The sequence below is a fragment of the Cellulomonas chitinilytica genome, from assembly GCF_016862675.1.
Classification (GTDB): Bacteria; Actinomycetota; Actinomycetes; order Actinomycetales; family Cellulomonadaceae; genus Cellulomonas; species Cellulomonas chitinilytica.
Genome location: NZ_BONK01000011.1, coordinates 181,888 through 197,018 on the forward strand (window position 1 = coordinate 181,888; position 15,131 = coordinate 197,018).

Annotated in this window: 16 protein-coding genes; 5 read left to right on the forward strand and 11 right to left on the reverse strand. The window is 70.9% G+C overall.

Going from position 1 to position 15,131, the window contains the following annotated elements:
• Positions 1-56: 56 nt before the first annotated feature.
• Positions 57-1,403: an L-fucose:H+ symporter permease gene (gene fucP, locus Cch01nite_RS16175; protein WP_203757308.1), complete on the forward strand. Its 1,347-nt coding sequence runs from the start codon at positions 57-59 to the stop codon at positions 1,401-1,403.
• Positions 1,404-1,475: 72 nt separating this feature from the next.
• Here the strand turns inward: fucP and Cch01nite_RS16180 are convergent, their stop codons facing one another.
• Together Cch01nite_RS16180 and Cch01nite_RS16185 are read right to left on the reverse strand one after the other, a co-directional pair.
• A complete protein-coding gene (locus Cch01nite_RS16180) occupies positions 1,476-1,859 on the reverse strand; it encodes a hypothetical protein (RefSeq protein WP_203757310.1) in 384 nt (127 codons plus the stop codon).
• A gap of 371 nt (positions 1,860-2,230) precedes the next feature.
• Positions 2,231-3,172: a carbon-nitrogen hydrolase family protein gene (locus tag Cch01nite_RS16185; RefSeq protein ID WP_203757311.1), complete on the reverse strand. Its 942-nt coding sequence runs from the start codon at positions 3,170-3,172 to the stop codon at positions 2,231-2,233.
• A gap of 179 nt (positions 3,173-3,351) precedes the next feature.
• Between Cch01nite_RS16185 and Cch01nite_RS16190 the strand changes: the two genes are divergently transcribed.
• The 3 genes from Cch01nite_RS16190 (at position 3,352) to Cch01nite_RS16200 (ending at position 6,270) form a co-directional block, all read left to right on the forward strand.
• On the forward strand, positions 3,352-3,954 hold the full coding sequence (locus Cch01nite_RS16190) for a type IV toxin-antitoxin system AbiEi family antitoxin (protein WP_203757312.1): 603 nt from the start codon (positions 3,352-3,354) through the stop codon (positions 3,952-3,954).
• Positions 3,951-4,706: a nucleotidyl transferase AbiEii/AbiGii toxin family protein gene (locus tag Cch01nite_RS16195; RefSeq protein ID WP_203757313.1), complete on the forward strand. Its 756-nt coding sequence runs from the start codon at positions 3,951-3,953 to the stop codon at positions 4,704-4,706. The genes Cch01nite_RS16190 and Cch01nite_RS16195 overlap by 4 nt, the downstream gene beginning before the upstream one ends.
• Positions 4,707-4,782: 76 nt before the next feature.
• Positions 4,783-6,270 carry an amino acid permease gene (locus tag Cch01nite_RS16200; RefSeq protein WP_203757314.1) on the forward strand — a complete coding sequence of 496 codons (1,488 nt, stop codon included), beginning with the start codon at positions 4,783-4,785 and terminating at the stop codon, positions 6,268-6,270.
• A gap of 14 nt (positions 6,271-6,284) precedes the next feature.
• On the opposite strand, the gene Cch01nite_RS16205 is transcribed toward Cch01nite_RS16200, so the two are convergent.
• The 9 genes from Cch01nite_RS16205 to Cch01nite_RS16240 form a co-directional block, all read right to left on the reverse strand.
• Positions 6,285-6,506: a hypothetical protein gene (locus Cch01nite_RS16205; protein WP_203757315.1), complete on the reverse strand. Its 222-nt coding sequence runs from the start codon at positions 6,504-6,506 to the stop codon at positions 6,285-6,287.
• Positions 6,507-6,580: 74 nt separating this feature from the next.
• Entirely contained in the window at positions 6,581-7,864 is a 1,284-nt protein-coding gene (locus tag Cch01nite_RS16210; protein ID WP_203757317.1) for a putative T7SS-secreted protein, read from the reverse strand.
• Positions 7,861-8,199: a hypothetical protein gene (locus tag Cch01nite_RS16215; RefSeq protein ID WP_203757319.1), complete on the reverse strand. Its 339-nt coding sequence runs from the start codon at positions 8,197-8,199 to the stop codon at positions 7,861-7,863. The genes Cch01nite_RS16210 and Cch01nite_RS16215 overlap by 4 nt, the downstream gene beginning before the upstream one ends.
• A 207-nt stretch (positions 8,200-8,406) precedes the next feature.
• On the reverse strand, positions 8,407-8,532 hold the full coding sequence (locus Cch01nite_RS22950) for a hypothetical protein (RefSeq protein WP_275407223.1): 126 nt from the start codon (positions 8,530-8,532) through the stop codon (positions 8,407-8,409).
• 59 nt (positions 8,533-8,591) lie between these two features.
• Entirely contained in the window at positions 8,592-9,401 is an 810-nt protein-coding gene (locus Cch01nite_RS16220) for an HpcH/HpaI aldolase/citrate lyase family protein (protein ID WP_203757321.1), read from the reverse strand.
• A complete protein-coding gene (locus tag Cch01nite_RS16225; RefSeq protein WP_203757323.1) occupies positions 9,398-9,874 on the reverse strand; it encodes a MaoC family dehydratase in 477 nt (158 codons plus the stop codon). Before Cch01nite_RS16225 ends, Cch01nite_RS16220 begins: the two co-directional genes overlap by 4 nt.
• Positions 9,871-11,046 carry an acyl-CoA dehydrogenase family protein gene (locus Cch01nite_RS16230; RefSeq protein ID WP_203757325.1) on the reverse strand — a complete coding sequence of 392 codons (1,176 nt, stop codon included), beginning with the start codon at positions 11,044-11,046 and terminating at the stop codon, positions 9,871-9,873. The genes Cch01nite_RS16225 and Cch01nite_RS16230 overlap by 4 nt, the downstream gene beginning before the upstream one ends.
• A complete protein-coding gene (locus Cch01nite_RS16235; protein ID WP_203757327.1) occupies positions 11,043-13,133 on the reverse strand; it encodes an ATP-binding protein in 2,091 nt (696 codons plus the stop codon). The genes Cch01nite_RS16230 and Cch01nite_RS16235 overlap by 4 nt, the downstream gene beginning before the upstream one ends.
• Positions 13,134-13,138: 5 nt before the next feature.
• A complete protein-coding gene (locus tag Cch01nite_RS16240; protein WP_203757329.1) occupies positions 13,139-14,746 on the reverse strand; it encodes a carboxyl transferase domain-containing protein in 1,608 nt (535 codons plus the stop codon).
• A gap of 90 nt (positions 14,747-14,836) precedes the next feature.
• Between Cch01nite_RS16240 and Cch01nite_RS16245 the strand changes: the two genes are divergently transcribed.
• Positions 14,837-15,131 (forward strand): TetR/AcrR family transcriptional regulator (locus tag Cch01nite_RS16245; protein WP_239070776.1); only part of this gene is annotated, 295 nt, incomplete at its 3' end.

Sequence of the window (15,131 nt, forward strand, 5' to 3'; positions counted from 1 at the left end):
GAAAACTGCCGCACGACGCACAGGTGCTCGCATCTGTGGGCGGGGGGTAGTGCCGCATGGACCGACCGACTGTCATCAAGCCGGAGCCCGACGTCGAGAGTGCAGGGAAGAAGAAGAGCAGTCTCGTCTTCCCGGGCCTGACCGTCCCCTTCATCATGATCGTCGCGTGCTTCGCGGCCTGGGGGTCGGCGGCGAACCTCACGGATGTGCTCGTCGGCGTGTTCCGGCACATCTTCCTGATGTCGAACTTCCAGTCGGCGCTCGTGCAGTTCGCGTACTACGGCGCGTACTTCGCGCTGGCCATCCCGGCGGCCCTGATCAACAAGCGGTTCGGGTACAAGGTCGGTGTTCTCACCGGTCTCGGGCTGGCGACCGTCGGTGGGTTCCTGTTCATCCCCGCCGGCCGGCTGCTCGAGTACGGGTTCTTCCTGATCGCGCTGTTCGTGCTGGCAGCGGGGCTCTCCATCCTGGAGACGTCCGCCAACCCGTTCGTGATCTCGATGGGCCCCGAGCGGAGCGCGACGCAGCGGCTCAACCTCGCGCAGGCCTTCAACCCCGTCGGCGCGAACATCGGGGTGCTGCTCGGTGCCGTCCTGATCCTGCCGAACATCACGCCGGAGGCCGAGAAGGCCGACATGACGGCGCAACAGCTGGAGCAGACGCAGGAGCAGGACCTGTCGCTCGTGCTCGGGCCGTACACCGGCATCGCGCTGGCGCTCCTGCTGATCTGGCTCCTCATCGCGTTCCGCAAGATCAACGTGCCCGACGAGCACGCCCACTTCGGCGTCGAGGAACGGTCCGGGGGAGCGTTCAGCCGGCTCTGGCACAACCGCCACTACCGCTTCGGTGTGCTCGCCCAGTTCCTCAACGTCGGCGCGCAGGTCTGTGCGTGGTCGTTCACCATCCAGTACGCCCAGGACGTCGTCGGTGTGCCCGCGTCGCAGGCCGGGTGGTACCTGCAGGCCAGCCTCATCCTGTTCCTGATCTCACGGTTCGTGATGACATACCTGCTGGGCATCATCCGGCCGACCAAGCTGCTGTTCGCCATGGGGCTGCTCGGCGTGGTGCTCGCACTCATCGCCGTGATCTCGCCGAACATGCTCGGCCTGATCTGCGTCGTCGCGATCTCCGTCTCCCTGTCGCTGATGTTCCCGACCATCTACGGCGTCGCCCTGCACGGGCTCGGGCCGGACACGAAGTTCGGCGCCGCCGGGCTCGTCATGGCGATCCTTGGCGGCGCGCTCCTGCCGCCGGTCCAGGGGCTGATCATGGACCGCGCGAGCACCAACTGGGGGTTCATCGTCCCGGCCGTCTGCCTCGCGTTCGTCGCCGGGTACGCGCTGTTCGACCTGCGGTCCGCCAGGCACGCCGGTCCGCTCGTCTTGGAGGGTGCCGCGCACTGAGTGCCGGTTCCGCCCAGCGCAACAGATTCGTGAGCGCTCCGTACCCGAGCTGATTCCGTTCGTTGTCGTGGTTCACAGTCGAATCTCGTCCGGCACCAGAGCCTGTGACGCCCACAGGACGCCGTCGTCGTCGAGCACCCAGAGCGAATCCTCGAGGTGGGTCGCGATGACCTGCACCCAATGCGTGAACATCTCCTCCCACCGGCACTCGACCCAGCACGACGATGCTGTCGAGAGGTCCGGCACGACGCCGGTTCCGCGGATGGCGCTCGGGATCTCGAGTTCGTCGCGCACGGTTCGCGGGTCGAGCCTTTCGAACACGGTGAAGTAGCGCTGCTGAGCGTCCACGAGCTGGACGACGCGACCTGACGCAGGCAAGGCACCCGCCTCGACCAGCACGCGCTCGACGTGTTCGAAGAGATCCTGCGACTGAGACACGATGAATGCCCCCTTCATGACAGCTCCTTCACACCCCCCCATGCCCGTCCGACTTGCCCGATCGAGGGACGGTAGCGCGAGGACGATGTTGCCCATCCGCGTGATCCACAGGCGCAGTCGGTGGCCTTACAAGCGGTGTGTGACCAACCCGATCGATACTCGCAACGACGGCAACGCGCCTAAGAGCGCCGGGCGATGGTGGAGCGCTGCTCGGAGTCGTTCGTCGGAACTCGAGCTCGCCGCGGGCCGGGGCGCGAGCTCCCCAAGATCGCCAGTGTCGCGAGGTGCAAGCGATCGAGCGGACGCCAATGAGCGAACATTGCCTCCAGTGAGCGCTCGGTTCCCCACCAGGACGCGGTCGACCGATCCAGTCGGCGGGTTGGCTCGGGTCAGTCCTCCTCAACCACGACGACCGGGCGCGGGCGCGTGTCGACGGCGAGCCGGAACACGTCCGGCCGGTTGTAGTGGCCGACCGGGTCGAACAGGCGGCGGGCGGCCCGGACCGCGTCGAGGTCGACGTCGGCGGTGAGGATCGTCTCCTCATGTCGGGCGGGGCCGGCGAGCAGGTCGCCGTTCGGGCCGACGATGACGCTGTTGCCGGGCTCAATCCAACCGTCGTCACCGGCCTTCACCGTCCAGACCTCGTCGCGGTGCGGGAAGTCGGTGGGGAGCTGGTCGACGTGCAGGCACGGGTTGACGGCGATGACGTAGCAGCGGCCCTCGCGGGCGATGTGGCGCATGCTCGACACCCACCCGTCGCCCTGCGCCAGCGTCGGCGCCGCCCAGAGGTCGACGCCCTGGGAGTAGAGGTAGAAACGGGCCAGCGGCATGTAGTTCTCCCAGCACGTCAGCCCGCTCAGCCGGCCGTGCTCCGTCTCGACCACCGGCAACGTCGACCCGTCGCCCATGCCCCACACGGTGCGTTCGGAACCGGTCGGCATGAGCTTGCGGTGCTTGCCGAGCAGGCCGCCGTCGGGGCCGAAGTAGAGAGTGGTGTTGTAGATCGTCGTGCCGTGCGGCTCGCGTTCCTCCACGCCGATGACGAGGTAGACGCCGGCGTCGCGCGTAGCGTCGCCGAGCGCCTCCGTGACGGGACCGGGGACGACGACGGCCTGGTCGACGAGGAGCGCGTACCACTGCTCGTCGCCGTCCCAGATCGGGCGCGAGTCGATCCAGATCGGGGTGCCTGGAATGAACGCCTCCGGAAGGACGACGACGCGGGCGCCCTCTGCGGCCGCTCTGCCGACGAGCTCGACCGTCCTGGCGAGGCAGGCCTGCTGGTTCATGAGCACGTACGCCGCCTGGACCCCGGCGACCTTCACGGTGGCCATTCGCCACTGTAGCCCTGGCGTCAGGGCCGCGGCCCGGTGGCGAGCGTGCGGCGCGAAGTCCGGGTTCGCACGATTCTGTTCACAGTGTAGTGCGCAGGGCTACACTTCGAGCATAATCCTGACCAGGGGGTGCGATGAGCGAACGAAGGGCAGTCGATACTCGGCTTGCCGTGCGACCGATGCGTACTGTGCGACCCGCCGACCTGGAGAAGACCTACGTCAACCCGCGGGCGGTCCTTCGTGACCGCGCCGCGAAGGGAGCGGTGCACCGGCTCGCGTACGGCATCTACGTCGCCGTGCCGGACGACGCGCACGACCAGACCCGGTGGCGTCCTGGGCTGGAGGCGGCCGCCGCCGCGGTAGCGACGGCGATCTTCGGGGATCGCGGCGCGGCGCTCATGGGCATGACCGCTGCGCGCCTGCTCGGGGCAGTGCCGCGCGCCGGAGGGCACGCCACGGTCGCGGCACCGCGACGCCACCGCGACGTGGTGCTGACCGACCGTCGCGATGCCGTGGTCCGCTTCGTGCCGAGGGACGTCGACGCGATCGACACGCAGCCGATCGCCACCGAGCTCGGGGTGGCGCTGGTGACGACCCCCGAGCAGACCCTCGTCGACCTCGCCCGTGACCGCACCGTCAACGAGGCGGACCGGCACGACACGATGCTGGCGCTCGGGCGGACTGCCGACTGGGAACGCGTCGAGGTACTCGCTGCCGGCCAGCGTGGACGCACGGTGACCGAGCCGGTGCTGCGAGGCGTGAGGCACGAGGTCGCGCGATGACCGAAGCGGCCATCTACGACGTCGCGGACCAGTTCGGTGTGGACCTGGAGCAGGTGCGCCGGGACCATGTCATCTCCCACGTCCTCGCGTCGATCTCGCGTCGAGCGCAGGACCGGTTCATCTTCTATGGCGGGACCGCGCTGTCGCGCACGTGGCTTCCCGACGCCCGGCTCAGCGAGGACGTCGACCTCATGGTGATCGGTCGCCGGCGTGACGGTGCCGACGCCCTCGTCCGGGCTGTCGACGCCGACATTGCCAAGCCGTTCCTCGGTGCGACGTGGTCGACCGACCCGCGCACGGCACGCGACGCCGAGGCCGTCATGCTCTCGACGGGCACCGGGGCCATCATCAAGTTCCAGCTTGCCGACGCCGAAGGCCGTCCCCCGTGGCCGACCGTGCTCGAACCGATCCTGCAGCGGTACCCGGACGCGCCGCCGGCGACGTTGCGCGTGCCGACGCCCGACGCCGCCGTCGCCATGAAGCTGTCCGCCTGGTTCGACAGGCGTACCGAACGCGACCTCTTCGACCTGTGGGCGATGGCGGTGCGTGGTCTCGTCACGCCCGGCGCCCTCACGCTCTACCGTCGGTACGGGCCATCCTCTCGTGGGCCGGCGGCGTCGGTGTTCCAGCCTGCGCCGAACGAGGTGGCGTGGCGTGCGGCGCTCGGACACCAGACGGTCCTCGACGTCACCGCAGCCGAGGCGGCGGACATCGTCGCGGACGCGTGCTCGGCGGCCGGATCCGACACCTAGCGCCCACTCACCGCGCGCCGCCCTCCGCGCCCCGCCAGACTGGCGACGACCCGTCCCGACGTCGAGGGGTGCAGCCGTGAGCCTGCTGCGGACGAAGAGCATCGAGCAGTCGCTCGCCGACGCGGACGAGCCGGAGTACCAGCTCAAGCGCAGCCTGAGCGCCCTCGACCTGGTGGTCTTCGGTGTCGGCGTCGTGATCGGTGCCGGCATCTTCACGCTCACGGGCAGGGCCGCGCACCAGGTGGCGGGCCCGGCGATCGTGCTGAGCTTCGTCATCGCGGCCTTCTGCTGCGCGCTGGCGGCGATGTGCTACGCGGAGTTCGCGTCGACGGTGCCGGTGTCGGGGTCGGCGTACACGTTCAGCTACGCGAGCCTCGGGGAGCTGGTCGCGTGGATCATCGGGTGGGACCTGCTGCTCGAGATGCTGCTGGGCGCGAGCGTGGTGGCGCAGGGGTGGAGCGCGTACCTGGGGGTGTTCCTCGGGAATCTCGGCATCACGATCCCGGAGGCCATCGGGTACGGCGGGACGATCGACCTGATGGCGGTGCTGCTGATCCTCGTGCTGGCTGTGCTCATCACGGTGGGGATCAAGGAGTCGTTGCGCGTCAACATGGTGCTCGTCGCGGTGAAGGTGTTCATCGTGCTGTTCGTGATCGTGGCGGGCATCGGGTTCATCGACATGGCGAACTACCGCCCGTTCGTGCCGCCGTCGCAGACCACCGAGGCGACGACGGGTCTGACGCAGCCGCTCATCCAGGCGTTCCTGGGGCTGACGCCGTCGACGTTCGGCGTCGGCGGGATCTTCGCCGGCGCGGCCCTCGTGTTCTTCGCGTTCATCGGGTTCGACGTCGTCGCGACGACCGCGGAGGAGACCGTGAACCCGCAGCGGAACCTGCCGCGGGGCATCATCGGCTCGCTCGCGATCTGCACGGTCCTGTACTGCGCCGTCTCGCTCGTCGTGACCGGCATGGTGTCGTACGACAAGCTCGACCCCGCTGCGGCGCTCGCGAACGCGTTCGAGGTGCACGGCCAGACGTGGGCGGCGACGCTCATCTCCGCGGGGGCCGTCGCGGGCCTCACGACGGTCGTCCTGACGCTCCTCATCGGAGCGAGCCGCGTCATCTTCGCGATGAGCCGCGACCACCTCCTTCCGCCGCAGGTCGCGAAGGTCCACCCGCGGTACCGGACGCCCTACATCATCACGATCATCGTGGCCGTCATCACCATGGTCGTCGCCGGGTTCACGCCCGTCGGGGTGCTCGAGGAGATGGTGAACATCGGGACGCTGAGCGCGTTCGTGGTGGTCAGCATCGGCGTGATCTTCCTGCGCCGGTCCCGTCCCGACCTGCCGCGGGCGTTCCGGGTGCCGTGGGTGCCGTTCCTGCCGATCGTCTCCGCGGGGATCTGCCTCTACCTGATGATCAACCTGTCGGTGGAGACGTGGCTGCGGTTCCTCGTGTGGCTGCTGATCGGGCTGGTCATCTACTTCACGTACTCGATGCGGCGTTCGCGGCTCGCGACGGGTGAGGGACAGCGACCGCACTCGGTGGCGACAAAGCTCTGACGATCGAGCCGCGCCTACTCGAGGTTCCTGAGATCGTCGAGCTGCGCGATGAGCGCTTCCCTCCCCGCCGACTCCGGCAGCCGCGCTCGGCCGAGGTCGGCCGCTGCGTGCAGGATCTCGAGAATGTCGTCATGGCCCTCCGGCGAGAACTCCTCGAGGTCGAGCCAGTGCACGCCCGCCTCTGAGCGCTCGTGCAGCTGTCGGCCGAGGTCCTTGTCGTGGATCGCTTCGGCCACGGTGTCGAGCGTCCAGAAGAAGGCCCCCTTCGACCCGTCCCAGACGGTGCCGTTCCGGCCGAAGATGGTCGCACTCACTGTTCCCCCACGATGAAGACCCGCTCACCCAGCGGCTCGATGTACGCGCGGACGCGCGCTACCTGTTCGGGCGTAAAGCCTGACACGTCGACGGGGACGAGCTCCGCCTTCTCGAGGTGACGGTCGATCTGTCCGAGAAGGTTCGTCCAGTCCCGCCTGCCGTGGAGGTAGGCGCCGTCGAAGCCGCCGACTGCGTCGTAGGACCGGCCCTCCGAGTCGAGCCAGTCAGCCCGCGATCCCTGTGGTGCGCGCTCCAGGTGCACGCCGCGCTCGTCGATGATCCGCGTCGCCGTCCTGTACTCCAGCATGCGCAACTTGCCCACATCGGGGTCGAAGCCCAGGGAGTACTCCCAGGTCCCCGGTTCGAGTGCGGCGGGCCACGTCCGTGGACGTGCTGTTGCGACGCCTTCGACGAGCGCCAGCCGCTCTCCGGCGCGCGCGAAGCCGAGAACTCGACTGCCCGCGCCAACGCCCGCCACCGCTGCGAGGGCCAGGTCCGGCGCCAGCTCTCCCCACCAGCGTGCCGGGTCATCGCGCAGGCCGTCGACGTCCGCGAGCGCTGGCCCGGCCCGCAGTGGGTCGGACGTGACGATGCGGAAGACACCGGCGGCGTCGTCCCACTCCGACCGGGCCCCGCTGAGCCAGCCGAGCGGATCCACGAGCGAGCGGACGCCGTTCAGCTTCCATACCAGCGCTGCCGACGACGTGAGCCAGTCCCAGACGCCAGCAAAGAATGACGTGCCGTGAAACCGGCCGTCAGGCATCCCGGACGTGAACTCGTCCATGACTCGCGCGAGACACGCACCGGAGATGGTCGCCTCCCGCCGACAGCGTTCGAGGATGCGACTGGCTGCCTCGCGCGTCGGCGACCCGGGATCGGTGAGTGCACCGGTGCTCACGGTGGCGCCGACCCAGGCGACCCCGGCCGTGCGGCTCAGGGCAACTCCGTGGGCCCAGAGGTCGACGGACGTGCTCGCTCCAGCCTGTGCCCATTCGACCGTGTCCGCATGAGCCCGCACGGCTCGTGCGACCGCGCGATAGATCTCAGCGATCGCTGCAGGACTCGTCAGAAGGACGTCTCGTCGTTTCGCCCACTCGTCGCGGGCCCAACCATGCCAGCTCGGGGTCGCTGAGCGGGCTGCGGCGTGATCGCTGACCGACTCCAGAGCGGTCGCGACGTTCTCCAGCAGGGACGCATCGGTGCGCAACGAGCTCGGACGACCGGCGACGAGCAGCGTGACGTCGGTCGTGTTCCCCAGGTGCCATAGCGGCTCCGTCATGGCCAGGACTGCTCGCCGAGCGACTCGAGCCGCATCCGGACGATCTCGTCGGCCCAGTCGTAGCCCTCGGCGGTGAGCCTGAGCTCATGTCCAGCGTCGTCGAGCTCGCGCGCGATCCCCTTCAGCAGGTGGTCGAGCCGATCCCGGAACTGGGCGGCTGCCGTCGCGACTTGGTGTTCGCCCCACAGGTCGACGTCGAGTCGGCTGCCGGCCGCCCGCGCCGTGTGGACGTCGTCCACCAGTCCGAGCAGGACGTTGCCCGCAAGGCGGATCTCGTCTTGGTTCACCCAGAAGAAGTCGGGAATCGCCCCGCCGTCACCTGCCGCGTCAGGCATCTTGCCTACCTCCCGTGGTTCGCCGATGGCGGCACGGTAGTGGGCGGTTCCGTCGGGCGACTCTCACGATCCACAGGTCATCGCGGCGCTGATGCCTGCGCAGCGCGTGGGTGTCGAGCGTGCCGTGAGGCGGAGCCGCCAGGGATCGGCCCGACCGTCCTCGTCGAGGTCGGGCCGATCAGTCGGTGGGGAGAGCGATCTCGCGGATCAGTCGAAGAACGGCGGCAGCAGGTCGGCGTCCAGGTCGTCGGGCGTCGTCCGGGCGGCGTCGGTCCGGGTGCTGATGTTGGTGTACTGCTGCGTCGATGCGGGGCGCCACCACGGTGCGTTCATGTCCTCGATCCTTCCGCCCTCACCGTCTCGGATGGTGGGACGAAGGGCCTGGTCGCGGGTCATCGTTCCGCCCGGTGCAGGACCTGCTCGGCGTGCCGGAGGACGGGGCCGTCGACCATGCGCCCCTCCCACTGGAAGACCCCGTGCTGGCCCTCGGCGGCGGCCAGGACGGCACGCGCCCAGGCCACGGACGTGTCGTCCGGCCGGTAGGCCTGCCGGACGACGTCGACCTGGGTCGGGTGGATGCACGCGGTGGCGGTGAAGCCGCAGGCGGCGGCGTCGATGGCCTCGTCGCGGAGCCCGTCGACGTCGCCGATGTCCATGTGGACCGCGTCGATCGCGGCGCGGCCGCACGCGCCGGCGGCGACCAGGACGGTCGAGCGGGCGTGCACGGCGACGTCCCGGTAGCGGCCGTCGGGGAAGCGGCTGGAGGTGCCGCCGAGGGAGGCGACGAGGTCGTCGGCCCCCCACATGAGGGCGACGACGTTCGGTACGGCGGCGATCGCCTGGGCGTTCGCGACGCCGGCGGCTGTCTCGACGAGCGCGACGACGTCGTACTCCGCGAGGGCGCGCACGTCGGCGGCGGATGCGGTCTTGGCGAGCATGAGGGTGCGGTAGGGGGTCGTGCGGAGCGCGACGAGGTCCGCGGTGAAGTCGGGGGTGCCGACGGGGTTCAGCCGGACGACCGTCGTCGCGGGGTCGAGGGCCACGGATGTGAGCGCCGAGCGGGCGGACGCCTTCGACGGGGGTGCGACGGCGTCCTCCAGGTCGAGGATCACACCGTCGGCGAGCGCGGACGCCTTCGCGTACCGATCGGGGCGGTCGGCGGGGCAGAACAGCAGCGCGGGCCCGAGCGTGAACGCGCTCATCGTGCCGCGTCCTGGCACCACCAGAGCACCGAACGGGTGGCGGTCGCGACGACGACCCCATCCTGGTTCTCCCCGGTGTGCTCGAGCGTGACCACGCCCTGCCCGGGCCGCGAGGACGAGAGGCGCTTCGACGTGACGACCGTCGACGAGTACAGGGTGTCGCCGTGGAACAGCGGGTGCGGGAACCGCACGTTGGTGAACCCGAGGTTCGCGACGATCGTCCCCTGCGTGAGCTGCGCGACGGACGACCCGACCAGCACCGACAGCGTCATGAGCGAGTTCACGAGCCGCGCCCCGAACGGCTGGGACGAGGCGAACGCCGCGTCGAGGTGCAGCGCCTGCGGGTTCATCGTCAACGTCGAGAACAGCACGTTGTCCGCCTCGGTCAGGGTCCGGCCGGGCCGGTGCACGTACCGCACGTCGAGCGCGAGCTCCTCGTAGAACAGCCCCCGCTGCACCACGTCAGACGTCATCGCGGCGCCCCGGCGAACCCGAGCTCGCGCGCGATCACCATGAGCTGGACCTCGGTGGTCCCCTCGCCGATCTCGAGGATCTTCGAGTCGCGGTAGTGCCGGGCGACGGCGTTCTCGTTCATGACGCCGTTGCCGCCGAAGATCTGCGCGGCGTCGTGCGCGTTGGCCATGGCGGCCTCGCTGCCGATGAGCTTGGCGAGGCTGGCCTCGAGCTTGAACGGCTGGCCGGCGACGAGCCGCTGGGCGGCGTCGAGCCATGCGAGCCGCGCGGAGTGGGCCCGGGACTCCATGCGCGCGAGGGTGAACGCGATGTGCTGGTTCGAGCCGATGGGGTGGCCGAACACGTTGCGGCTGCGCGCGTACCGCACGGCCTCTTCGAGGCAGCCCTGGGCGGCACCGGAGCACAGGGCGGCGAAGGCGACGCGACCTTCGTCGAGCGTCTGGATGAACTGCGCGAAGCCGCGGCCGCGCTCGCCGAGGAGGTTCGCGGCGGGGACGCGGACGTCGTCGAAGGCCAGGGGGTGGGTGTCCGACGTGTGCCAGCCGACCTTGTCGTAGGGGGGCAGGACGGTGAACCCGGGCGTTCCCGAGGGGACGAGGATCGCGGTGAGTTCCTTCTTCACGGACCCGTCGGGGCGCGTCGACATCCCGGTGACGGCCGTGATCGTGACGAGCCGGGTGATCGCCGTCCCCGAGTTGGTGATGAACTGCTTGGTCCCGTTGATGACCCACTCGTCACCGACCAGCTCGGCCGTCGTCTTCGTGCCCGCCGCGTCGGAGCCCGCGTCCGCCTCCGTCAGGCCGAACGCCGCCAGCGCCCGGCCCGAGGCGAGCATGGGGATCCACTCCTCCTTCTGCGCGTCGGTCCCGGACCGCCAGACGGGCATCGCCCCGAGCCCGACCCCGGCCTCGAGCGTGACCGCGATCGACTGGTCGACGCGCGCGAGCTGCTCGACCGCGAGGCACAGGTCGACGTAGTCGCGGCCCTGACCGCCGTGGGAGCGGGGGAACGGCAGGCCGAACAGCCCCATGTCGCCCATCTCGGAGAGGATCTCGTACGGCAGCTCCCGCTTGGTGTCGTACTCGTACGCGGCGGGGGCGACGACGGTGTCGGCGAAGTCGCGCACCTCGTCGCGGAGCTTCTGCTGCTCAGGGGTGAGGTCGTGGCTCATTCCGGGGTCCCTTCGTGGGGGTGGCCGCTGATGGTGGCCACCACGTGGTCGAGAGCCACCCGGTCGGTCGGTCGGACCGTGAGGGTGACGATGCCGTCGCCTGGGGCGACGACCCGGTGCTCCATCTTCATCGCCTCGATGACGAGGAGGGTCTGCCCGGCGACGACCTCGTCGCCGGACTCGACGTCGACCGAGACGACGATGCCGGGCATGGGGGAGCGGACCACGGGGTCCGCGGGGAGGTCGCCGCGCACGAGGGCGGCCAGGGAGTCGGCGACGCGCTCGGCGCGCGTGCGGAACCGGAGCTCGGTCGACGTGCCGTCGGCGCCGACCCAGGTGACGGGGCCGTCCGTCGCGAGGCGCACGGGGTGGACGACGCCGGCGAGCTCGACCTCGGCCGCGTCAGGGCCGCGCCGCACGAGCGCCGCGGCGAGGGGTGCGCCGCCGTCGACCGTCACGGTCGCCGCGTGCGCGGGGCCGAGCACGCGGACCTCGACGGCGGAGTCGGGGCCGGTCACGACGTCGTAGCGCACCGGGAGGGGGTCGCCGAGCCGCCAGCCGTCCGAGCGCCACGCGAGCGACCGTGGTGCAGAGGCGTCCCGCGAGGGTGCGCTGCCGTCCGGGAGCGCGGCGACGCCGGACGTCGTCGATCCCAGGAGGTCGTCGGCGGTCAGCGACGCGTGCCGCCACAGCACGGCGGCGACGGGGGCGACGGGGTCGACGGGCCGGGCGGCGGTCGCGGTCGGGATCAGGCGGGCGAGCAGCCCGGTGTCGAGCCGCCCGGCGCGCACGTCGGGCGACGCGAGCACGGACCGCAGGAACGCGATGTTCGTCCGGACGCCGAGCACGGTCGTCCGGGCCAGCGCGGCGTCCAGCCGGGCGAGGGCCTGCGCCCGCGACGGCGCCCAGGCGACGACCTTCGACAGCATCGGGTCGTACGCGGACCCGATCTCGAGCCCGGGCCGCAGCGCGCTGTCGACGCGCACGCCCTCCCCGGTCGGCTCGTCCAGCAGCAGGACGGACCCGGTCGTCGGCAGGAAGTCGCGGGACGGGTCCTCGGCGTAGACGCGGGCCTCGACGGCGTGCCCGGTGAGCCGCACGTCGTCCTGCGCGAACGTCAGGGGCTCGCCGGCGGCGACGCGGAGCTGCCACTCCACGAGGTCGAGCCCGGTGACGAGCTCGGTGACGGGGTGCTCGACCTGGAGCCGGGTGTTCATCTCCATGAAGAAGAACTCCGTGGGGTCGTCGTCGGACACCAGGAACTCCACGGTCCCCGCGCCGACGTACCCGACGCTGCGGGCGACGTCGCAGGCGGCCTCGCCGATCCGTGAGCGGGTCGCGGCGTCGAGCAGCGCGGACGGCGCCTCCTCGACGACTTTCTGGTGCCGCCGCTGCAGCGAGCACTCGCGCTCGCCGAGGTGGACGACCGTGCCGTGCGTGTCGGCGAGCAGCTGCACCTCGATGTGCCGCGGCGCGTGCACGAACCGCTCGATGAGCAGGGTGTCGTCCCCGAACGCTGCACCGGCGACCCGGCGGGACGCGGCGAGCGCGTCGGGCAGCTCCGACGGCGACTCGACGACCGTCATGCCCTTGCCGCCCCCGCCGGCCGAGGGCTTGACGAGCACCGGGTAGCCGACGGCGGCCGCGGCGGCGACCACGTCGGCGTCGGAGAGCCCGGGCAGCGCGACCCCGGGGATCACGGGCACCCCCGCCGCGGACACGTGCTTCTTCGCCCGGATCTTGTCGCCCATCACTGCGAGGGCGTCGATCCCGGGCCCGACGAACACGACGCCCGCCGCCTCGCACGCCTTCGCGAGGTCGGGGTTCTCGGACAGGAACCCGTACCCGGGATGGATCGCGTCGGCGCCGGAGGTGCGCGCGGCGTCGAGCACCGCGTCCACCGACAGGTACGACGCCCGTGGCTCGGTGGGCCCGAGCCGGACCGCGGTGTCGGCGAGCGCGACGTGCCGGGCGTCCCGGTCGGCGTCGCTGTAGACGGCCACGGACCGGATGCCCATCCGGCGCAGCGTCGCGATCACCCGGCAGGCGATCTCGCCGCGGTTGGCCACCAGCACGTTCCGGAACATCGCGCTCACATCCGGAACAGCCCGAGGCGGGGCTCGCCGAGGGGGACCGTCGCGCACACGTCGAGCGCCATGCCGAGCACGCGGCGGGTGTCGAGCGGGTCGATGATGCCGTCGTCCCACAGCCGTGCCGTCGAGTAGTACGGGCTGCCCTGCGTCTCGTACTGCGCGCGCAGCGGGGCGCGGAACGCCTCCTCGTCGTCGGCCGACCACACCTCGCCGCGTGCCTCGAGCTGCTCCCGACGGACCGTGGCGAGCACGGCCGACGCCTGTGCGCCGCCCATCACCGAGATGCGGCTCGCCGGCCACATCCACAGGAACCGCGGCGAGTACGCCCGCCCGCACATCGAGTAGTTCCCGGCCCCGAACGAGCCGCCGATGACGACCGTGAGCTTCGGGACGCGCGTCGTCGCGACGGCGGTGACCATCTTGGCGCCGTGCTTCGCGATGCCGCCCGCCTCGTAGTCACGGCCGACCATGAACCCGGAGATGTTCTGCAGGAACACCAGGGGGATGCCGCGCTGGTCGCACAGCTCGACGAAGTGCGCGCCCTTGAGCGCGGACTCGCTGAACAGCACCCCGTTGTTCGCGACGATCCCGACGGGGTGCCCGTGCAGGCGGGCGAACCCCGTGACGAGCGTCGGGCCGTACTCGCGCTTGAACTCGTGCAGCTCGCTGCCGTCGACGAGCCGGGCGACGACCTCGCGGACGTCGTAGGCGGTCTGCAGGTCGGTGGGGACGACGCCGTACAACGACGCCTCGTCGACCTTCGGCGGCCGTGTCTCGGCGACGTCCCAGGCCGTGGTCCGGGGTGCCGGGAGCGTCGAGACGATGTCGCGGACGATCTGCAGCGCGTGCGCGTCGTTCTCCGCGAGGTGGTCGGTGACGCCCGACGTCCGCGCGTGCAGCTCGCCGCCGCCCAGGTCCTCGGCCGTGACGACCTCGCCGGTCGCCGCCTTCACCAGCGGTGGGCCGCCCAGGAAGATCGTCCCCTGACCGCGCACGATCACCGTCTCGTCGCTCATCGCCGGCACGTACGCGCCGCCGGCCGTGCACGAGCCCATGACGCACGCGACCTGCGGGATGCCCTCGGCGGACATCCGGGCCTGGTGGAAGAAGATCCGGCCGAAGTGGTCGCGGTCCGGGAACACCTCGTCCTGCTTCGGCAGGTACGCCCCGCCGGAGTCGACGAGGTAGACGCACGGGAGGCGGTTCTCGAGCGCGATCTCCTGCGCCCGCAGGTGTTTCTTCACCGTGAGCGGGTAGTAGGTGCCGCCCTTCACCGTGGCGTCGTTGGACAGGACCATGACGTGCCGGCCGTGTACGAGGCCGATGCCGGCGATGACCCCGGCGCCCGGGGCGTCCCCGTCGTAGAGCTCGTGGGCGGCGAGGGGGGCCACCTCGAGGAAGGGGCTGCCGTCGTCGAGGAGCACGTCGATGCGCTCGCGGGGGAGCAGCTTGCCGCGGGCGACGTGGCGCTCGCGGGACCGCTCGGGGCCGCCGAGGGCTGCGGTGCGGATCGTCGCGCGGAGCTGTGCGACGAGGGTGCGTTGGGCGTCGTCGTTCGCGAGGAACGCCGGCGCGGACGGGTCGGCGGCGGTGCGCAGTGTCTCCATCGACGGGGTCTCCGGGGGATGACGGAGTGGACTGAGTTAGTGATCGCTAACTGAAATGACGCTAGTCTGCGGGCACGCAGTTGTCCACGGATGAGCGGGGTGGAGATGGCCGACGAGCCGCTCGCGGTCGACGTGCGGCCCACGGCCCGGCTCCGCGCCAAGGCCGAGCGTCGCAGCGCGCTCCTCGAAGCTGCTGCCCGGCTGTTCGCCCGTCACGGGTTCGAGGGGGTCTCGATCGAGGACCTCGGGTCGTCCGCCGGCGTCAGCGGGCCGGCGGTCTACCGGCACTTCCCGAGCAAGCAGGCCGTGCTCGGCGCGCTCCTCGTCGAGGTCAGCGACCGGCTGCTCGTCGGGGGCCGCGCCGTGGTGGACACCGCGCCGTCCG